The sequence below is a fragment of the Aliivibrio wodanis genome, assembly GCF_052920805.1.
The window spans coordinates 816055-835914 of sequence record NZ_JBREXA010000002.1; the positions used below are offsets into that span (position 1 = coordinate 816055).

At 37.8% G+C, this 19860-nt stretch carries 19 protein-coding genes and 2 pseudogenes; 16 read left to right on the forward strand and 5 right to left on the reverse strand.

Features of this window, described 5'->3' with window-relative positions:
• Positions 1-6: 6 nt before the first annotated feature.
• Entirely contained in the window at positions 7-1188 is a 1182-nt protein-coding gene (locus tag ACU5DF_RS11485) for an FIST signal transduction protein (protein ID WP_446712949.1), read from the reverse strand.
• 96 nt (positions 1189-1284) lie between these two features.
• Positions 1285-1740: a hypothetical protein gene (locus tag ACU5DF_RS11490; protein WP_446712950.1), complete on the reverse strand. Its 456-nt coding sequence runs from the start codon at positions 1738-1740 to the stop codon at positions 1285-1287.
• 268 nt (positions 1741-2008) lie between these two features.
• Between ACU5DF_RS11490 and ccoN the strand changes: the two genes are divergently transcribed.
• The 11 genes and pseudogenes from ccoN to ttcA all read left to right on the forward strand — a co-directional run bounded on the left by ccoN (position 2009) and on the right by ttcA (position 12037).
• Complete coding sequence (ccoN, locus tag ACU5DF_RS11495; RefSeq protein ID WP_446712951.1) at positions 2009-3439, forward strand: cytochrome-c oxidase, cbb3-type subunit I; 1431 nt, start codon at positions 2009-2011, stop codon at positions 3437-3439.
• Between the two features lie 11 nt (positions 3440-3450).
• Positions 3451-4062, forward strand: coding sequence for a cytochrome-c oxidase, cbb3-type subunit II (gene ccoO / locus ACU5DF_RS11500; RefSeq protein ID WP_045102079.1), 612 nt, complete (start codon positions 3451-3453; stop codon positions 4060-4062).
• A 10-nt stretch (positions 4063-4072) separates the two neighbouring features.
• Complete coding sequence (locus ACU5DF_RS11505; protein ID WP_045102078.1) at positions 4073-4252, forward strand: cbb3-type cytochrome oxidase subunit 3; 180 nt, start codon at positions 4073-4075, stop codon at positions 4250-4252.
• On the forward strand, positions 4252-5223 hold the full coding sequence (ccoP, locus tag ACU5DF_RS11510; protein ID WP_446712952.1) for a cytochrome-c oxidase, cbb3-type subunit III: 972 nt from the start codon (positions 4252-4254) through the stop codon (positions 5221-5223). The genes ACU5DF_RS11505 and ccoP overlap by 1 nt, the downstream gene beginning before the upstream one ends.
• Before the next feature lie 108 nt (positions 5224-5331).
• A complete protein-coding gene (locus ACU5DF_RS11515) occupies positions 5332-5811 on the forward strand; it encodes a FixH family protein (protein ID WP_446703925.1) in 480 nt (159 codons plus the stop codon).
• Between the two features lie 18 nt (positions 5812-5829).
• On the forward strand, positions 5830-8208 hold the full coding sequence (locus ACU5DF_RS11520; protein ID WP_446712953.1) for a heavy metal translocating P-type ATPase: 2379 nt from the start codon (positions 5830-5832) through the stop codon (positions 8206-8208).
• The gene (gene ccoS, locus ACU5DF_RS11525) at positions 8201-8377 is read left to right on the forward strand and encodes a cbb3-type cytochrome oxidase assembly protein CcoS (protein ID WP_446712954.1); all 177 of its coding nucleotides are present in this window, start codon (positions 8201-8203) and stop codon (positions 8375-8377) included. Before ACU5DF_RS11520 ends, ccoS begins: the two co-directional genes overlap by 8 nt.
• Positions 8367-9042, forward strand: a pseudogene (locus tag ACU5DF_RS11530) (sulfite exporter TauE/SafE family protein). Before ccoS ends, ACU5DF_RS11530 begins: the two are co-directional and overlap by 11 nt.
• Before the next feature lie 95 nt (positions 9043-9137).
• On the forward strand, positions 9138-9890 hold the full coding sequence (gene fnr / locus ACU5DF_RS11535; protein ID WP_045102072.1) for a fumarate/nitrate reduction transcriptional regulator Fnr: 753 nt from the start codon (positions 9138-9140) through the stop codon (positions 9888-9890).
• A 146-nt stretch (positions 9891-10036) separates the two neighbouring features.
• The gene (uspE, locus tag ACU5DF_RS11540; RefSeq protein ID WP_446712955.1) at positions 10037-10984 is read left to right on the forward strand and encodes a universal stress protein UspE; all 948 of its coding nucleotides are present in this window, start codon (positions 10037-10039) and stop codon (positions 10982-10984) included.
• A gap of 129 nt (positions 10985-11113) precedes the next feature.
• A complete protein-coding gene (ttcA, locus tag ACU5DF_RS11545) occupies positions 11114-12037 on the forward strand; it encodes a tRNA 2-thiocytidine(32) synthetase TtcA (RefSeq protein WP_446712956.1) in 924 nt (307 codons plus the stop codon).
• A gap of 105 nt (positions 12038-12142) precedes the next feature.
• Here ttcA and ACU5DF_RS11550 read toward each other — a convergent pair whose 3' ends face one another.
• The 3 genes from ACU5DF_RS11550 to ACU5DF_RS11560 are packed head-to-tail and all read right to left on the reverse strand — an operon-like array spanning position 12143 to position 14368.
• Complete coding sequence (locus ACU5DF_RS11550; RefSeq protein WP_446712957.1) at positions 12143-12790, reverse strand: DUF2987 domain-containing protein; 648 nt, start codon at positions 12788-12790, stop codon at positions 12143-12145.
• A gap of 1 nt (position 12791) precedes the next feature.
• Positions 12792-13526: a glucosaminidase domain-containing protein gene (locus tag ACU5DF_RS11555; RefSeq protein ID WP_446712958.1), complete on the reverse strand. Its 735-nt coding sequence runs from the start codon at positions 13524-13526 to the stop codon at positions 12792-12794.
• A gap of 8 nt (positions 13527-13534) precedes the next feature.
• Positions 13535-14368, reverse strand: a complete 834-nt coding sequence (locus tag ACU5DF_RS11560; protein ID WP_446712959.1) for a DUF2189 domain-containing protein — start codon at positions 14366-14368, stop codon at positions 13535-13537.
• A gap of 325 nt (positions 14369-14693) precedes the next feature.
• Between ACU5DF_RS11560 and potA the strand changes: the two genes are divergently transcribed.
• The 5 genes and pseudogenes from potA to ACU5DF_RS11585 all read left to right on the forward strand — a co-directional run bounded on the left by potA (position 14694) and on the right by ACU5DF_RS11585 (position 19817).
• Entirely contained in the window at positions 14694-15812 is a 1119-nt protein-coding gene (gene potA / locus ACU5DF_RS11565) for a spermidine/putrescine ABC transporter ATP-binding protein PotA (RefSeq protein ID WP_446712960.1), read from the forward strand.
• Complete coding sequence (gene potB, locus ACU5DF_RS11570; RefSeq protein WP_446712961.1) at positions 15796-16653, forward strand: spermidine/putrescine ABC transporter permease PotB; 858 nt, start codon at positions 15796-15798, stop codon at positions 16651-16653. The genes potA and potB overlap by 17 nt, the downstream gene beginning before the upstream one ends.
• The gene (potC, locus tag ACU5DF_RS11575; RefSeq protein ID WP_446712962.1) at positions 16653-17423 is read left to right on the forward strand and encodes a spermidine/putrescine ABC transporter permease PotC; all 771 of its coding nucleotides are present in this window, start codon (positions 16653-16655) and stop codon (positions 17421-17423) included. Before potB ends, potC begins: the two co-directional genes overlap by 1 nt.
• Positions 17424-17530: 107 nt before the next feature.
• Positions 17531-18566 (forward strand): annotated as a pseudogene (locus tag ACU5DF_RS11580) (extracellular solute-binding protein).
• A gap of 207 nt (positions 18567-18773) precedes the next feature.
• A complete protein-coding gene (locus ACU5DF_RS11585; RefSeq protein ID WP_446712963.1) occupies positions 18774-19817 on the forward strand; it encodes an extracellular solute-binding protein in 1044 nt (347 codons plus the stop codon).
• The last annotated feature ends 43 nt before the right edge of the window (positions 19818-19860 follow it).

Here is a 19860-nt window from a genome sequence, read left to right on the forward strand (position 1 = left end):
TTTATCCTAATGATGAAATAAAACAGCAGATGCCATTAAATTCCCATGTGCATTTTCTCCACCAGTAAATCGGCCTTGTTCGCCAAATGTAAATGGACATATGTAAGGTGCATAATGCATTGCTGTATTTAAAGAGTGACAAACTTCAGACATGTGTGATTTTATATGCATCATCGAACCGGCACAAAAAATATTAATACCACCAATCGGTTTAAGATCGCATTTATGATAACCTAATACTGAATCTATCACTCGCTGTGGTCGAGATATTATTTGTTCTTTTTCACCATACATCATGAATAGCTCTTCACCTTCTTTAATATTAGCGAAGCAAGCCATTCCACCATCATGAGTAAATCTTACCGGATGAGTTAATTTAAAGTAAGGAACATCATGCATATATCCAGCAATCCGTCCAAGTGGATATTGAGTTACTTGCTCTAAAAGATTAATGTCATCTCCAATAATCATTGCTAATTTTGTCCACTCTTTATAGACATCTATAACCGGTCGATGATCTATTTCATAAATCACTCTTTTATCTGTTTTTGTAGCAATTCCTGAAATATTTGAATTGGCATAACCAGAATGAAATGAATAGGATACTTTACAAGAAGGATAAAATACTGAAATTGAGATACCAGATGTTACGATACCTTTTTGAGTAAAAATGTGCCAATCACCTTTTACATTATTATCAGCAGCACTTCCCCCAATTAATGGAACAGGAGTACCAAAAAAATCATCAATAGCAGCGATAATAGTTTCTTCATTACCAGGAGTTGCATGAAGTAAAACTAGAGTTGGTAATTCGCCATTTCGCCCACTATCCTTAATTGCATTATCTAAAAGAAAATGAGTTGTTTCTGCAATGTTAGCACTTCCCTTATGTTCAATAATACTAGTCCCATAGCTCCCAATATGAGGATCGAAAAACCCCCACAAGGCTACTGATTGCTGAGCGAATAACTCATCGGTCATGACAGCTTTGCATGATGTGCACCCATGAATTTTACTGTTTGGAAAACGTTGCTTTAACTGTTTAACAATAGAGATTGCATCATGCTCTTCAGTAAAATAACAAAGTAAAATACTAGGATTAATCGATTCATTAGATAATTTTTTTATGCATTGATTAATGGCTTCTATTGAATTTTTATTCTGTGAAATACTACTAACTATCTTCATAAACGCCCTATATAGTCATGGTTATTTGAAAATTTGAACAGTTTCGTTCTGAGTGACTAGTTTTAAAGCATTACACTTTTAATCTTATGATAAATATTACTTTTTAGAATTAAAAAGAACACTTAACTTATTTTTACCTGATGATATATCTATTGTCCATTTCATCTCATTATGTTTACATTTTGGTAAAAATGCAGAATACATAATCGAATCTGAAGACTCAGATTGAGGTGAAAATTTCAATATACCCATATTCATTTCAGTACCTTGGGCTTCGACCTTTAAAGGCATTGGAAGACCATCAATTACTAATGTCATCTCTGAATTTTGAGTAATTGGCCTTTCTTTTACATCAATAATAACTTGATTATTATCGATATTAATTTTACACGGTGATTGGGTAATGTTACAAATTATAGATAAATTATCTACTTTCTCATTGTCGCTTTGTGACGTATAGGTGATTGTTCTCCAAGTAAATGCTGAAATTAGCACAACCAATAAGAAAATAAGTTGATATAAACGTGGACCTGTTAACTTTTCTACAGCCATAGTTGAAAAACCCTGTGTTATCTAGTTCAAAAAAAATGAAAAAATGTTGCTTAACCGTAAAATTACTATGGGCTTCAACTATGATTCATTTTTGAAGTGCAGTATCATTGACGCCGAAAATGCCATTTTTGCATTAAAAGAGGATATTTCAAAATAAAAGAAGTAAAAAACTTATTATTTGAAATTGAACTTTGGATGGCATTGCGAACATTTTGTTCGCACTATGGAAAGTAAAGTGTAGTTATAATAAAAGTGGAAGCATGCAATTATGAGCCAAGTACAGCAGCATGAACAAAACTACAACTATACCGTTGTTCGTCAGTTCTCTTTAGTTACCATACTATGGGGTATTGTTGGCATGGGTGTGGGTGTACTAATTGCCGCTCAATTAGTTTGGCCGCAACTTAATTTCGACACACCGTGGCTTACGTATAGCCGTCTGCGTCCTCTGCATACAAATGCAGTGATTTTCGCATTCGGTACAAGCGCCCTGTTCGCAACATCTTATTATGTTGTTCAGCGCACTTGTCAAACACGTTTGTTCGGTGGTCCATTAGTTGCGTTCACCTTCTGGGGTTGGCAAGCAATTATCTTAGCAGCAGCGATTACGTTGCCTCTAGGTATGACATCAGGTAAAGAATACGCAGAATTAGAGTGGCCGATTGATATCGCAATCACTTTAGTTTGGGTTGCGTATGCTATCGTTTTCTTTGGAACTTTGTTTAAACGTAAGACATCACATATTTACGTTGCAAACTGGTTCTTTGGAGCCTTCATTTTAACCGTTGCAGTTCTTCATATTGTGAATAGCCTTGCTGTTCCAGTATCACTAGGTAAATCATATTCGATTTATTCTGGTGCTGTTGATGCAATGGTTCAATGGTGGTACGGCCATAATGCAGTAGGCTTCCTACTGACAGCTGGCTTCCTTGGCATGATGTATTATTTTGTACCAAAACAAGCGGAACGTCCTGTATATTCTTACCGTTTATCTATTGTTCACTTCTGGGCATTAGTATCACTTTATATCTGGGCCGGTCCTCACCATTTACATTACACAGCTTTACCTGACTGGACTCAGTCACTAGGTATGGTTATGTCATTAGTTCTATTCGCACCATCTTGGGGCGGCATGATCAATGGTATAATGACGCTGTCTGGTGCTTGGCATAAACTTCGTTATGACCCTATTCTTCGATTCTTAATTGTTTCTCTGTCTTTCTATGGTATGTCTACCTTCGAAGGCCCTATGATGGCAATTAAATCTGTAAATGCCCTATCTCACTACACTGATTGGACTATCGGTCACGTGCATTCTGGTGCGTTAGGTTGGGTTGCAATGGTTTCAATTGGTTCTTTATATCACTTAATTCCTAAGCTATTTGGTCAAGAGCGTATGTACTCTGTATCACTAATCAATGTTCATTTCTGGTTAGCGACTATCGGTACGGTTCTTTACATCGTAGCAATGTGGATTTCAGGTGTTATGCAAGGTCTAATGTGGCGTGCAGTAAATGCTGATGGCACATTAACATACAGCTTTGTGGAATCACTAGAAGCCTCTTACCCATTCTACTTTGTTCGTTTCTTAGGTGGTCTCATCTTCTTATCAGGAATGTTCTTACTTGCATACAATGCATACAAGACTATCTCTGCTCCGAAGAACAGCCTAAAAGCAATTCCACAACCAGTTTTATAGGAGACCATGTTATGAGTTCTAATCGTCATGAAATCATAGAAAAAAATGTGGGCCTTCTTGCGGTTTTAATTGTCGTTGCAATCAGTTTTGGTGCATTAGTTGAGATTACTCCTCTAATTTTCCAAAAACAAACGACAGAGCCGGTAGAAAACTTACGAGCTTACACGCCATTAGAAATGGAAGGCCGTGATATTTACATCCGTGAAGGTTGTAATGTATGTCATAGTCAAATGATCCGACCATTCCGTGCAGAAACGGAACGTTACGGTCATTACTCTGTTGCTGGTGAAAGCGTTTGGGAACATCCATTTTTATGGGGTTCTAAACGTACTGGTCCAGACCTAGCTCGTGTTGGTGAGCGTTATTCAGATGAATGGCACCGTGTTCACCTAATCAACCCTCGTGATGTGGTTCCTGAATCAAACATGCCAGGCTTCCCTTGGTTGGAAGAAAACGTGTTAGATGGTGAATTAACATCGCAAAAAATTGCTATTTTCCGTAATAACTTTGGTGTTCCATACACTGAAGAAGACGTAAAAAATGCGGCTGATGCGGTTAAAGGCAAGACAGAGATGGATGCGCTTATTGCTTATCTTCAATCTCTTGGTCATGCAATGAAGTAAGGAGGTCCATATGGACGCTGGAACTATTCATGCAATTTGGACTGTCATTCTGTTCTGCAGCATGATAGGTATTATTTTCTGGGCTTACAGTAAAAAACAGACCGCTCGCTTCGATGAAGCTGCTAACTTAGTTTTTGCTGATGAACACGAAGATACTTCAAGCCAAAATAAGACAGGAGTTGATAAATAATGAGTACTTTTTGGAGTCTCTGGATAAGTATCATTAGTATTGGTACATTAATTGGTTGTGGTTTACTACTTCGTTTTTGCCTAAAAAACACAACAGGTGTTCCTGAAGGTGAAGACATGGGTCATGAATACGACGGTATTCGTGAACTCAACAACCCATTACCAAAATGGTGGACTTATATGTTCTGGGCTACCATTGCTTTTTCTGTTGTTTACTTAATTCTTTATCCAGGATTAGGTAACTTTAAAGGCGTTTTAGGCTGGACAAGTTCAGACCAAACTGTTCGTACTGTTGAAGAATCACGCGTATCAATTGAGCGTTCTCATAAAGAGAAAACGCTTGATCAGTTTGCCCGTGAATTAGATGATGCAAATACGAATTTCGGAGAAACATTCTCAAAACTTGCATATAAGCCAGGAACCTCTGAGTTCCGTGCTATTACTGATATTGCAAATGACGACGAAGCATTAAAAGTAGGTCAACGTTTGTTCCTACAGAACTGTTCTCAATGTCATAGTTCAGATGCAAGAGGCATGAAAGGCTTCCCTAACCTAACCGATAACGCATGGTTATATGGTGGTGAGCCACAAGCAATCAAAACAACTATTATGAATGGTCGTATTGGTAACATGCCAGCTTGGGGAGATGCTTTAGGTGCTGATGGCGTTAAAGAAGTAGTAACTTATACTCTTAGCCTATCTGGTCGTAAAGTAAACGTTAAAGATGCCGCTGCAGGTAAACAACGATTCATCGTTTGTGCTGCTTGTCATGGTACAGATGGTAAAGGTAACCCTGCTCTGGGTGCTCCTGATCTAACTGACAATGATTGGTTATTTGGCGATTCTCGTGCCGATGTTACTGAAACAGTAGCGAATGGCCGTCAAGGTGTAATGCCTGCTTGGAAAGACATATTAGGCGAAGAGAAGATTCAACTTCTTTCTGCTTATGTCTGGAGCCTAAGCAACAAGTAATAAATTATAATAGCCCCTGTATGTTCAGGGGCTTTTTTCCGCCTTAAGAAGCTACTTTATAAACTCATCTTTTTGCAATTAGAAAGATCTTTAATAGGAATAATTACTATGTCCCAACCTTGGTATAAGCAGTTTTGGCCTTGGTTCCTCATCATCCTTCCTGGTACCGTCGTTGTTGCTTGTATATCAACTTACATTTTATTTGTAGAGCATGATGTTGATCTCGTCGCAGAAGACTATTACAAAAAAGGTAAAGCAATAAACGTCGATCTTTCAAAAATCAAAGTTGCTCAAGAATTATCTATTTTTGCCAAAGTACGCAGCGTTGGTAATACAATAGAAATTGAAATTGATAAAGGTAAGCTAGAGCATAACCCTGCAATTAACGCTACTTTCACCCATAGAACATTACCAAACCACGATTTCTCGCAATTATTAACATCGGATGCGAAAAACATTTATCGTATTAACTTAGATGAACCATTAACCGGCCCTTGGTTTATTGAATTATTACCACATGATAGTTCATGGATGATTCAAGGCCGCACAAACTTCCCCACTGAAGACTTTTTCCCCTTAGGTAAATAGATAAGGTAAGTAAACCATATGTCGAAGGATTGTTATCACTGCAGTGAGCCTGTACCTTCAGGCTCTAGTTTTCAAATCGATATTTTAGGTGAAACTCGTGATATGTGTTGTCCAGGCTGTGAATCAGTAGCGCAAACTATCGTTGAAAACGGCCTATCTTCTTATTATCAATATCGTACGGCTCCTGCCGATAAAGCAGATTTAGTCCCAGAACAACTAAAAGCCTTAGCTCATTATGATCATAATGAGATTCAAAAAGAGTTCATACGTACCAATGATAACTTCAAAGAAGTGACACTGTCACTCGATGGCGTTTCTTGTGCTGCGTGTGCTTGGTTAATCGAAAAACAGCTTGCTAATGCACAAGGTATTCATCAAATAAAAGTGAACACCTCTACGCATCGAGCATTGTTAAGTTGGAATCCAGAAGAAACTAAATTAAGTACCCTTCTTACTCTTATTCATCAACTAGGATATAAAGCTGCTCCATTTGAAGCTGATAAACAAGAAGAAGAATATCACCGCTCAATGAAGCAGTACTTATATCGTTTAGGTGTTGCAGGTTTAGCGACGATGCAAGTTATGATGCTTGCCGTTGCTTTATATCTTGAAGTTTTTGGTGATCTTGATGCCGAGTTTAGAAATTACCTACGTTACGTAAGCTTAGTTTTTGCAACGCCAGTTATGCTTTACTCTGCTCTGCCATTTTATATGAATGCGTGGCGCAGTTTAAAAGCAAGAACATTAGGAATGGATGTTCCTGTATCAATTGCGATGTTATTTGCTTATTTTGCTAGTGTTGTTGCAACCGTGACAGAAAGTGGCGAAGTTTTCTTTGAATCTGTTGCCATGTTTACCTTCTTTTTATTATTAGGCCGCTTTCTTGAAATGCGCGCGCGTCGAAAAGCCGCAGCAATCACAGGTAACCTATTAAAATTAATTCCTGTAATGGCTACATTATCATCTGGTAAGAAGGTTCCAGCTCGAACACTTGATGTTGATGACACCGTAATCGTTCCACCGGGAGAACATCTACCAGCAGATGGTATTGTGATATCGGGTTGCAGCGCGATTGATGAATCGATGTTTACTGGCGAATCAATGCCGGTAGCAAAAAAAGAAACCGACCCTGTTTACGCTGGTACCATAAATGGTGATGGAAACTTAACAATAAAAGTAACCAAAACCAAAGCCGATTCTTTGATATCAAACATTGTTAAGCTTCAAGATGAAGCACAAATGTCCAAACCTAAAGTTGCTGAAATTGCAGATTTGGTTGCTCGTTATTTTGTGGCTGGTATTTTAATCATCTCTGCATTTACTTGGTTTTACTGGCACGAAACAAAGCCAGACGATGCTTTTTGGATCATGCTTTCAGTTCTTGTTGCTACTTGTCCTTGTGCATTATCATTAGCGACACCAACAGCAATTACCTGTTCAACCTCTCGATTAGCACAGCTTGGACTAATGCTTCGTCGTGGCCATGTATTAGAAACATTGTGCAAAGTGAATCGCTTAGTTATTGATAAAACAGGCACGTTAACCGAAGGAAATATTCGATTAACTCAAGTTCATTCCTTTACTGAGATGTCAGAAAACACCGCAAAAATGATAGCCGCTGAAATGGAATCTTTTGCTAATCACCCCATTGCACGTGCTTTCTCACAATACAGAGATTCAACTCAAACTCACTTTGATAGAGTTGAAAATATCATTGGGTCAGGTTTACAAGGGTTTATTGGTAATGATGAATGGAAAATTGGTCATAAGGCCTTTGCTGCACAAGATTGCAAATTAGAAAATCATCAGGATTATCAAGTGTGGTTATCCAAAAATGGACAAGCGGTTGCTGCTTTTTCTCTAGATGACCCAATTCGTCAAGAAAGCCAGGCCTTAATTCAATCACTGCATAATTTAGGCATTAAAGTGACGATGTTAACTGGTGACAGTAGCTCATCGGTAGAGAAAGTGGCTAATGCTTTGAACATTGATGAAGTTATTTCCGGAGCAACACCGCAAGGAAAACTGGATTATTTAAAATCATTACCAAAGCATGAAGTGAGCTTAATGGTAGGTGATGGCATTAATGATGCACCTACCCTTGCTGGCGCTCATTTATCAATTGCAATGGGTTCAGGAACTGATGTTGCCAAAGCCTCTGCAGATATGATCCTTCTTGGTGATAATTTATCTCGACTGATAGAAGCTAGAGAGCTAGCGATGAAAACTCGTAAAATTATCCGTGAAAACTTAGCATGGGCTTTAGGTTATAATGCCATTATATTACCGTTAGCAGTTATGGGTTTAGTTGCTCCTTATATTGCTGTTGTAGGCATGTCTGGAAGTTCTATTATTGTTGTGTCGAACTCTCTTAGGTTATTAAAAGAAAATGGCTAGTTTATATTTATTAATTCCAATCGCTATTATGTTGGTGTGTGTCGCTGTTGCTGTTTTCATTTGGGCAGTAAAAAGTGACCAATTTGAAGATCTTGATCGTCAAGGAACAGAAATTTTGTTTGATGAAGAAGCGCCAATAAAAAAGAAAAAAGAAAAAAATGAACATTGATTTTATCGGCGCTTTTTTTGTTGGATTAATGGGAGCCGGCCACTGCATTGGTATGTGCGGTGGCATTTCCAGCGGTTATTTCAATGAATTCAGTTAAAACGGACTACCCTCGTTGGATGTTTATACTTCTCTATAATATTGGAAGAATAGTTTCGTATTCAACTTTTGGTTTTATAATCGGAGGGTTATTTGTATCTATTGCTTCAACATCTCAAAGTTATAGTGCGTTAGTTTACTTGCGTATCTTTGCTGGATTACTCATGTGCCTACTTGCTCTTTATATTGCTAATTGGTGGAAAGGCCTTGTTTATATTGAGATCATTGGCAAAAAACTCTGGCAATACATCTCACCTCTTACTAAGCCCTTGCTTCCTTTAAAAACACCATTTCATGCCATTCCTTTTGGATTCCTATGGGGATGGTTACCTTGTGGGTTAGTTTATTCAACCTTAAGCTGGGCGGCGGTTTCTGGTGGAGCGCTCAACGGTGCTTTAATTATGTTAGCGTTTGGACTTGGAACATTACCGGCTATGTTTTTAGTTGGTATTGGTGCACACACCTTTCATACATTAATAAATCATAAATTAACCAAAAGCATAAGTGCTACTTTGTTACTCAGCTATGGAATTCATACCGTTTATATTGCGTTACAACAATTAATTTAATTATAAATTTTTGCATACTTTTGTTTTTATGCTACCACTTTGGTACTGGTTAGTGCTAAAATTGACATATATCAATTATAAGAGCATTGAATCAGATGATGTCAGATAACTCAGCAAGCAAACGAATTCAATCAGGTGGTTGTGCCATTCACTGCCAAGATTGCAGTATCAGTCAATTATGCATTCCATTTACTTTGAATGAATCAGAATTAGATCAACTTGACGAAATTATTGAACGTAAAAAACCGATTCAAAAAGGCCAAGAACTATTTAAAGCCGGTGATGAGTTACGTTCATTATATGCGATTCGTTCAGGCACGATTAAAAGCTACACTATCACAGAGCAAGGTGATGAGCAGATTACCGCTTTCCATCTAGCTGGCGATCTTGTTGGCTTTGATGCTATCACTGACGCTGAACATCCAAGCTTTGCTCAAGCGCTAGAAACATCAATGGTTTGTGAAATCCCATACGAAATCCTTGATGACCTATCAGGTAAGATGCCAAAGCTACGTCAACAAATCATGCGTTTAATGAGTAATGAAATTAAAGGCGATCAAGAAATGATTTTGTTACTGTCTAAGAAAAATGCAGAAGAACGTCTAGCTGCTTTCTTATACAATCTATCGACTCGTTTTCACCAGCGTGGTTTTTCTCCAAGAGAATTTCGTTTAACCATGACTCGTGGTGATATTGGTAACTACTTAGGTTTAACTGTTGAAACTATCAGTCGTTTATTGGGCCGATTCCAAAAAACAGAGATGCTAACGGTTAAAGGTAAATACATTACGATCAATGATCATGATGCATTAGCTGAACTTGCTGGCTCAGCAAAAGAAGTTAAATAATCCGCATCAATTAAAATCTTTAAAGTGAGGTATATCTCTTGATGTATCTCACTTTTTTACATCTCCCTCCCCCATTTTTATCCACAAACTGCTACAGTAAATACACAGAATGATTTTATGAATTGGTTTTACCAAGGGAGGTTAGTATGAACCGCTATCGTAAAATATTAGTTGCTGGAATACTGGATCAGGATGAACAACCAGCATTAAGCCGTGCGCTAGAAATAGCTAAACGCAGCACAAAATCATCTGATATCACTCTATTTTGTGCTATTTATGACTTTTCTTATGAAATGACATCGATGCTTTCTGCTGATGAGAGAAATGCAATGAGAAATGGCGTTGTTTCTCAAAAAGAGAAGGCATTAAATGCACTTATTAATAAATACCAATACCCTGAACATATTACGATTACCGCAAAAGTAGTTTGGCATAATCGGCCTTATGAAGCTATTATCCATGAGATTTTTAATGACAATTATAATTTAGTGGTCAAGGCCACACGCCAACATCCAAAGTTAGAAACTGTATTTTTTACTCCTACCGATTGGCACCTTTTAAGGAAATCACCCATTCCTGTTTTATTGGTAAAACAAAGAGCATGGCCTGAACATGGTAATATTCTAGCCTCTGTCCATGTCGGTTCTGAAAACCCTTCACATTTGCAGCTCAATGATAAAATGGTTGATGAAGCAAAATATTTTGCTGATATACTCAACTCAACACCACACTTAGTAAATGCTTATCCGTCCACTCCACCTTCGATTCATGTCGAACTACCTGAATTTGATGCGATTCAATATAAAGACGCGATACGAGGCCACCATTTAACTCAAATGAAAGCGCTACGACAGCAGCATGGGATCCCTGAAGAGCAAACTCATGTTTATGAAGGCCAAACAGAAGAGATTATTTCTGAAGTTGAAGACGAGCTTTCAGCAGCACTGGTAATATTAGGAACAACAGGACGCACAGGTTTATCTGCAATATTCATTGGTAATACTGCTGAAAACACATTAGATCTACTCAATAGTGATATTTTGGCATTAAAACCAGATGGCTACATAAGCCCACTAGACCCTAATCATACCTAATCAAGTTGAGGGTTATTTATTCGCCCTCAACTTTCTGTCTCAAAATAATCTTTGTGGAAACTCGCTTATTGATCTTGATTGGGTATAATACCCGCCTTATCAGTTTCATCACTAGGTTAGAGTAAGTAAATGAGCGAATTAACCAAAGCGCAGCAATTCAATTTCAATAAACTTCAAAAGAAAATCCGTCGTAATACAGGCAATGCAATCGCTGATTACAATATGATTGAAGATGGCGACCGTATCATGGTTTGTCTATCTGGTGGTAAAGACAGCTTTACCATGCTTGATATTCTTATGGGCTTAAAGAAAAGTGCGCCTATCTCATTTGATCTAATCGCAGTGAACCTTGATCAAAAGCAACCTGGCTTTCCTTCGGAAATTTTACCAGAGTACCTAGAAAAACTAGGTGTTGAATACAAGATCGTAGAAGAAGATACCTATTCGATTGTTCAAGATAAACTGGTTGAAGGTAAAACGACTTGTTCTTTATGCTCACGTTTACGTCGTGGTATTTTATATCGCACAGCGAAAGAACTAGGCGCAACTAAAATTGCACTTGGTCACCACCGCGATGATATTTTAGAAACGATGTTCTTAAATATGTTCTACGGCGGCAAGCTAAAAGGTATGCCACCAAAGCTAGTTTCTGATAATGGCGAGCACGTTGTTATCCGTCCGCTTGCCTACTGTCGTGAAAAAGACATTATCAAATACGCTGATATGGCTAACTACCCTATTATTCCTTGTAACCTTTGTGGGTCACAACCGAATATGCAGCGTCAAAATATCAAGCAAATGCTAAATACTTGGGATACACAATTTCCAGGGCGTATTGAATCGATGTTTACTGCGATGCAAAACGTAGTTCCAAGCCACCTTGCAGATTTTAACACGTTTGATTTTAAGAGTATTAACCGTGACTCTGGTGTAATTAATGGTGGTGATATCGGTTTCGATAAAGAAGAGATGCCAGCTCAAACTGTCGATAGTGACGATGCAGTTACTGAGTTTGACCCATCGCTTCAACTAGATGTCGTTAACGTTCAATAGTCTTGTTGATATAACTACAGACAATAAAAATGGCGCTACTTAATCATTAAGTAGCGCCATTTTTTATGCATTTAATAAACTAAAACCAATTGGTATAACTTGATATTATTTCACAAGCCATGGTGTTACTTTCAATGCTGTTGCTGGTAACTCAAAAGAAACGCTCTCATTAAACTTTCTAAGATCAATCGTCGCTTTAGCATTTTCTACAGGAATGATCGTACCATCAGATGCTTTAATTGGTGACGTTACATTGTCACTAAAAACAAAGCGAACCCCTTCAACATCTGGCATGAAATATTTAGAGAACATCCCACCAATATCTGAAAGCATCGCATCCATTTCGGTCGTTAATAAAGCCAGTTCATTAAAGCTGACAGAACCAGATAATGATTTATCTGCTAATACTTCCATCGAAATATCGCATTGCTTACCTTCTTCTGTTTGAATATAAACCAATGGATTGGCTGATTTTAGATTGTCATCAATTGGAAGAGGTAATTCCTGACTACTTGGAATCGTAAATTCCTCGTAATGCTCTTCTTTTTCCATCCATGCTTTTGTTATATGACACGCTTTACCTGTTTGTGAATCATTAAAAAACAGCGCCATGCGAACGTTATCATGACCTTCTTTCTGATTCACTTTTAACTGGTAATACAGTTTCGAATATGTAAAACGATACTGCTCAGCTTTAACTGGTAACGCCAAACACAACAGTGACAACGTTGTCGCACCAATCCATTTTTTCATTTTATCTCCAATATTGACTATTATGTCGGATCATCGCTTGGATCTCTTCAACGTAAGCTTCGCCACGCTCAGAGTAACGAATAAGTCCATTTGCTAATGCATTCGCTTCTTGTTCTGGTGTTAATGCTTCAGGAGAGCTATGTAGTTTAGCTCGAATAATACGAAGTTCTGCATATGCATTATTACGATTTACATTCATAAAGTACGCGTGAACCGCATCTTGTGATGAATCAAACTTTGCAACTTCATGAGCAGCCCCTTCATTACGCTTACTTGGAACTACACCACAGCCTTTAGTGTAACACCATTGGCCAAAGTAGTTATTTGCCTCAAGAGCAAAACGAGAAGTTCCCCATGCAGATTCATTCGCTCCTTGGCTTAATACAAGCGGAGCTGGAATATAGTCAACTTTAACAAGCATTGTATTGATCCATTCAGCCGTAATGCCAGAATCAGTCATCGTCTCTTTATACAAAACAGATAATTCAGTTGCTTTCTTTAACTCTTTAGAAGAAACGTCAGTGTCATTATCTAGTTTCATCACTAACGACTCTAAGAACTCACGCTCTTCTTTTACTCGATCATTTTCAGAAATAACCGCTGGATACATAAAGTTAAAGAAAGCCGCTTTTTTCTCTTTTACATCAGTAAAAGCTTTAAAATCAGGCGCTTGCTCCTTTGGTGTACAAGCTGTAATTATCAATACGGTTGATAACATCATTATTTTTTTAATCATAATTAAATTCACGCGTTGAAGGTATCATGTTGAACATCTTTATTTTTTCGTCCATTTTCGCTGTTATCATCATCATCCGTATCTTCACCTTCTTTAACCAGAACTTTTAATGTAACACCGAACATATTACGATAAATAATACCCTTAACATTAAAAATAAACGGCATAACCACAATTAAGCCAACGCCGTATAACGCAATCCCAAACACCAATGCAAGCATAATTACTACATGAATAAGTAACATAGATGTCAGTTTTTTGTTTGTTGCTCTAAAGGAATATAACAATGCTTTTAGTGGCGGAAGCTTTTTCTCACAAACTAATAAAATGGCACAACCAAAGGCCATTGAAAGATAAAGAGCAACCATCGGTAAATAGATATTAACCAAGCCCTGTAAAACTTCAGAAAGAATTGTTACTAATGCAACCATACCGGCAGAGGCAATACCTTTAAAAATATAACTTGAACGGCACTTTAATCCCGCAGCATGACTCATTCCCATTAAACTAGCGCCAGCAGTCAATGGAGAAACAATCACTTGAGCACTTAGCCCTGCTACAAATGCAGCATAAGATATGTTTGTCGTTAGCTCAGTTTCGCCAAGAAAAGCTTGAAACAATATTGCAGGATCACCAAGTTGAACTTGCAACGCAATAAAGAACACTGCCATATATGTAAATGTCAGTAATAAAATTGCAGGTGAAAATGTGAAAAAATGCTTAACTGTATTTTGCCACGCCTCTTGAAGCACGCCAACAGGGCTTAGCTCAACATCTCCAGACATTGCTTTTTCAATGCTCCCACCAAGGATAAACGTTTTTTCTTTTAACTGATCACTCATTTCTGTGTACCACAATAAAACATGAGTCGATTATACGGCTTTCGACCTCACAGTGCAGTAATCAAAAAAATAAATTCACTAATCTGTTGAAAACAGGCGAGTTAAATTGTAACAAACACGACAACATCACTGAACTTAGTCTATAATTATGCTGATTTTAGATACACTAACTGATTAAAAAATAACACATTTCAAAAAAAACTAAATTATCAAATAAAAAACACTTTGAATATCGTAACTTGGGGTCTATTATGCGCCCGAAATCCCATCTTACATTCATAACACTAAGCGCGGTATCACTACCCAAGGCGGAGATAAAAAGACATTGAACGTTACACAACAATCCGAAAAAGAAGCCGTTATTAAATTAACAGGCATTTCAAAAAGCTTTGATGGCAAAGAAGTGATCTCTAAATTTGATTTAGATGTAAATCACGGTGAATTTTTAACAATTCTCGGGCCATCAGGTTGTGGTAAAACCACAGTGTTACGCATGATCGCAGGTTTTGAAACCGCAGATGCAGGAACAATTTTACTGGATTCGACAGATGTAACGTCAATACCCGCAGAACAGAGGCATGTGAACACCGTATTCCAAAGTTATGCCCTATTCCCACATATGACGGTATTTGAAAACGTTGCGTTTGGTCTACGTATGCAAAATGTGCCAAGTAATGAAATTGAACCTCGTGTAACTGAAGCGTTACAGATGGTTCGACTAGCACAAATGGCAAATCGTAAACCTCATCAGTTATCTGGTGGACAACAGCAACGTATCGCTATTGCACGCGCAGTAGTAAATAAGCCGAAGGTTCTACTATTAGATGAATCTTTATCTGCTCTTGATTACAAATTACGTAAACAAATGCAGATTGAGCTTAAACAATTACAACGTCAATTGGGTATTACTTTTATCTTTGTAACTCACGATCAGGAAGAAGCCCTTTCGATGTCAGACCGCATTATCGTTATGCGTGATGGTATTATCGAACAAGACGGAACGCCTCGTGAGATTTATGAAGAGCCAAAGAACTTATTTGTTGCTCGCTTTATCGGTGAAATCAACGTGTTCGCAGCCACTGTGCTAGAACGTCTTGATGAAAAGCGCATTAAAGCTAAAATCGAAGACACGTCAGCGATTGTTTACTGTGATCTGGATGTCAACCCAGGTGATAAAGTACAAGTCTTACTGCGTCCTGAAGATTTACGACTTGAAGAAATTAAAGAATCAGATACTAAAGGCATCACAGGCTACGTTCGTGAACGTACCTACAAAGGGATGACATTAGATTCTGTACTTGAATTAGATTCAGGTATGAGAGTAATGATCAGTGAGTTCTTTAATGAAGATGATCCAGATGTTGATCACTCTTTAGGTCAAAAAGTAGCAATTACTTGGGTTGAAAGCTGGGAAGTGGTGTTAGCAGATGAACAAGAAGTTTAATCTCCAAAATATCATCATCACAATTATTGTTAGTTGGTTACTGCTGTTCGTTTTCATTCCAAATGTAATGATTATTGGCACCAGTTTCTTAACTCGTGATGAAGCAAATTTAATTGAAATGACGTTTACGATGGATAACTATCTACGTCTTTTTGATCCTTTATATGCAAAAGTACTGTGGCACTCATTTTATATGGCCATTGTTGCAACGTTAATATGTTTAGTTGTGGGTTATCCATTTGCTTACATCGTTGCAAAGATGCCTGATAGATGGCGTCCATTCATGCTGTTTTTAATTATTATTCCTTTTTGGACTAACTCATTGATCCGAACTTACGGGTTAAAAATAGTGTTAGGTACACAAGGTATTTTGAATAAAAGCTTAATCGCAATGGATATAATTGATAAACCAATCCGTATTATGTATACAGAAAGTGCAGTTATGATCGGCTTAGTTTATATCCTATTGCCTTTTATGATCTTGCCACTGTATTCAGCCATTGAAAAATTGGATGGTACGTATTTAGAAGCTGCCCGTGACTTAGGTGCAAACAAACTTCAAACGTTATGGAAGATTGTTTTACCACTAACCATGCCAGGCATTATCGGTGGGTGTCTGTTAGTACTTCTACCTGCATTAGGAATGTTCTACATTTCTGATCTATTAGGTGGTGCGAAAAACCTATTAATTGGTAACGTGATTAAGAGTCAGGTGCTTAATGCTCGTGACTGGCCATTTGGTGCAGCAACCAGTATTGCCCTAACCTTAGCAATGGCATTGATGCTGTACGCATACTACCGTGCAGGCAAGTTATTAAATAAAAAGGCGGATCTAAATTAATGGGACGCACTATAAAATTAAGTTTTATGAGCTTGGTATATATTTTCTTATACCTACCAATCATCGTATTGATTGCAAACTCATTTAACGCAAGTAAATTTGGCATGAAATGGGGCGGCTTCACTACTAAATGGTATGAAGCGTTATTAAATAATGACAGCTTAATGCAAGCGGCTTGGCACTCAATCACTATTGCGGTGATTTCAGGTACAGCAGCAACCATCATTGGTAGCTTAACAGCAGTTGCCCTATTCCGTTATCAGTTTAAAGGTAAAAAATTCGTTAATGGTCTGCTGTTTATCGTAATGATGTCACCAGATATCGTAATGGCAATTTCATTACTGGCTATTTTCCTTGTAATCGGTTTTGAACTTGGTTTTTTAACCTTATTAATTGCTCACATTACTTTCTGTCTACCATTTGTAGTTGTAACAGTATACAGTCGCTTAAAAGGCTTTGATGTAAAAATGCTAGAAGCAGCACGAGATCTTGGTGCAAGTGAATGGGTAATTCTAAAACAGATTATCTTACCGCTAGCAAAACCAGCTGTTGCTGCTGGCTGGTTACTGAGCTTTACCTTATCTCTTGATGACGTAATTATTAGCTCATTTGTAACCGGTCCAACTTACGAAATTTTACCACTGAAGATTTACTCAATGGTAAAAGTGGGGATTTCACCTGAAGTGAATGCCCTAGCAACCGTAATGTTAATTGTTTCACTTGCTTTAGTTGTACTATCTCAATTACTTGCAAGAGAAAAGATTAAATAAGATTTATACAAATTAAAATCAATTGTTTATTACAAACAATGACTCTGGAAGACATGCCTTTTGTTCGACATGTCTTCTTTTTTATCACTCTAATGGAGAGTCTATTAATGAACAAAATGGCTGCGTTTTTTACTGGAACCGCCTGTGCTTTAGCACTAACAATGAATGTTGCTAACGCAAAAGAAAATGATGAATTGGTTTTCATGAACTGGGGACCATACATCAACAGTGATATTTTAGAAGAATTTACTAAAGAAACTGGTATTAAAGTTATCTACTCTACTTATGAGTCGAACGAAACTTTATACGCAAAAATGAAAGCGCATAATAAAGGCTATGACCTAGTTGTTCCATCAACTTACTTCGTAGCAAAAATGCGTGATGAAAAAATGCTACAACCAATTGATAAATCAAAAATTTCAAACTTTAATGGCTTAGACACAAACTACCTAGATAAAGCATTCGACCCAAAGAATGAATATTCTATCCCACACGTAGTTGCTATTACAGGTCTTGCCGTAAATACTGAAATGTATAATCCAGACGATTTTAATAGCTGGAGCGACCTTTGGAACCCAGAGTTTGAAGGCCAATTAATGCTAATGGATGACACTCGCGAAGTGTTCCACATTGCATTACGTAAATTAGGTTATTCAGGTAACTCAACTAATCCAAAAGAAATTGATGAAGCATACGCAGAGCTACAAAAGCTAATGCCTAACGTATTAGTATTTAACTCAGACAACCCTGCTGCACCTTATATGGCTGGCGAAGTTGGTCTTGGTATGCTTTGGAATGGTTCTGCTGCGGCTGCACAAGCTGAAGGCCTACCAATCAAATTGATCTTCCCTAAAGAAGGTGGGATTGGTTGGGTTGATAACTTTGCAATTCCATCTGGAGCAAAAAATGTAGAAGCGTCACATAAGATGATCGACTTTTTACTTCGCCCAGAAATCGCAGAGCGTATTTCTCAAGATACTGGTTATCTAACTGCGGTTAAAGCAGCAAATGAAAAATTTAAAGATTGTAGCCCCACTATTCCCATCTCAAGAAGATCTTGATCGTGTTGAATGGCAATCTGCTGTTGGTGACATGACTGTGAAATACGAAGAGTACTTCTTAAAACTGAAAGCCGGACAGTAACCTAACCCTTTACTGACCTTAATTAATGGCAGCGTTTATCGCTGCTATTTTTTTATCTGTTATATCCTGAGCCTTCAACCAGCTGATTTATCAAGGTTAATTGACATAAGGCAAGGTGTTGATTTATAAAGCCATGAAGTCAGTCTCAAAAATTGCTATAATAGATAATTATTTGTTGAAATGCCCTCATCTTAATAGGAGAAGGAAATGAAAAAGTGGACAACTCTCGTCTCTACAGGACTGTGCGCTGCAGCCTTAATCGCTGGTAATGCACAAGCTGCAGATAAAGAGCTCTATTTTTATAACTGGTCAGAATATATTCCTAATGAAGTACTAGAAGACTTCACTAAAGAAACCGGTATTAAAGTCTATTATTCGACTTATGAGTCTAACGAAAGCATGTACGCTAAGTTAAAAACTCAAGGTTCAGGATATGATCTAGTTGTTCCTTCAACTTACTTTGTGTCTAAAATGCGCAAAGAAGGCATGCTAAAAAAAATTGATAAAACAAAACTGGCTCATTTTAAAGATTTAGATTCAAACTACTTAAATAAGCCGTTTGATCCAAATAACAACTATTCTATTCCTTATATTTGGGGCGCGACAGGTATCGGTGTTAATGCTGATATGATGAACCCGAATGAACTTCACTCTTGGAATGATTTCTGGGATGAAAAGTGGCAGGGTCAGTTAATGATGATGGATGACTCACGTGAAGTGTTCCACATCGCTTTAACAAAACTTGGTTACTCAGCAAATACAACCAACCCTGATGAAATCAAAGCCGCTTATGAAGAGCTTAAAAAACTAATGCCAAACGTATTAGTATTTAACTCTGATTTCCCAGCAAACCCATATTTAGCGGGTGAAACAAGCGTTGGTATGCTTTGGAATGGCTCAGCTTACATGGCTCGTGAAGAAGGCGCTGACATTCAAATCGTTTGGCCTGACAAAGGCACTATCTTCTGGATGGACAGCCTAGCGATCCCAGCTGGCGCTAAAAACGTAGATGCAGCTCATCAAATGATGGATTTCTTACTTCGCCCTGAAAATGCAGCAAAAATTGCATTAGAAATTGGTTATCCAACACCAGTTAAATCAGCATACCCTCTTCTTCCAAAAGAGTTTGCTAATGATCCAAACATCTTCCCACCACAAAAAGTAATGGATTCAGGCGAATGGCAAGATGAAGTTGGTGAAGCAAGTGCGCTTTACGACGAATACTTCCAACGTCTAAAAGTAGATATGTAATATAACCACATATAAATGCAAGCACTTTCAAGGCTTGCATTTT

Coding starts and splice junctions, on each gene's coding strand:
- ccoP (WP_446712952.1), top strand. CDS start 4,252: ATGAGTACTTTTTGGAGTCTCTGGATAAGTATCATTAGTATTGGTACA.
- ACU5DF_RS11550 (WP_446712957.1), bottom strand. CDS start 12,790: ATGAAAAAATGGATTGGTGCGACAACGTTGTCACTGTTGTGTTTGGCG.
- ACU5DF_RS11555 (WP_446712958.1), bottom strand. CDS start 13,526: ATGATTAAAAAAATAATGATGTTATCAACCGTATTGATAATTACAGCT.
- ccoO (WP_045102079.1), top strand. CDS start 3,451: ATGAGTTCTAATCGTCATGAAATCATAGAAAAAAATGTGGGCCTTCTT.
- potB (WP_446712961.1), top strand. CDS start 15,796: ATGAACAAGAAGTTTAATCTCCAAAATATCATCATCACAATTATTGTT.
- ACU5DF_RS11505 (WP_045102078.1), top strand. CDS start 4,073: ATGGACGCTGGAACTATTCATGCAATTTGGACTGTCATTCTGTTCTGC.
- ACU5DF_RS11515 (WP_446703925.1), top strand. CDS start 5,332: ATGTCCCAACCTTGGTATAAGCAGTTTTGGCCTTGGTTCCTCATCATC.
- ACU5DF_RS11485 (WP_446712949.1), bottom strand. CDS start 1,188: ATGAAGATAGTTAGTAGTATTTCACAGAATAAAAATTCAATAGAAGCC.
- ttcA (WP_446712956.1), top strand. CDS start 11,114: ATGAGCGAATTAACCAAAGCGCAGCAATTCAATTTCAATAAACTTCAA.
- ccoN (WP_446712951.1), top strand. CDS start 2,009: ATGAGCCAAGTACAGCAGCATGAACAAAACTACAACTATACCGTTGTT.
- fnr (WP_045102072.1), top strand. CDS start 9,138: ATGATGTCAGATAACTCAGCAAGCAAACGAATTCAATCAGGTGGTTGT.
- ACU5DF_RS11560 (WP_446712959.1), bottom strand. CDS start 14,368: ATGAGTGATCAGTTAAAAGAAAAAACGTTTATCCTTGGTGGGAGCATT.
- ACU5DF_RS11520 (WP_446712953.1), top strand. CDS start 5,830: ATGTCGAAGGATTGTTATCACTGCAGTGAGCCTGTACCTTCAGGCTCT.
- ccoS (WP_446712954.1), top strand. CDS start 8,201: ATGGCTAGTTTATATTTATTAATTCCAATCGCTATTATGTTGGTGTGT.
- ACU5DF_RS11490 (WP_446712950.1), bottom strand. CDS start 1,740: ATGGCTGTAGAAAAGTTAACAGGTCCACGTTTATATCAACTTATTTTC.
- potC (WP_446712962.1), top strand. CDS start 16,653: ATGGGACGCACTATAAAATTAAGTTTTATGAGCTTGGTATATATTTTC.
- uspE (WP_446712955.1), top strand. CDS start 10,037: ATGAACCGCTATCGTAAAATATTAGTTGCTGGAATACTGGATCAGGAT.
- ACU5DF_RS11585 (WP_446712963.1), top strand. CDS start 18,774: ATGAAAAAGTGGACAACTCTCGTCTCTACAGGACTGTGCGCTGCAGCC.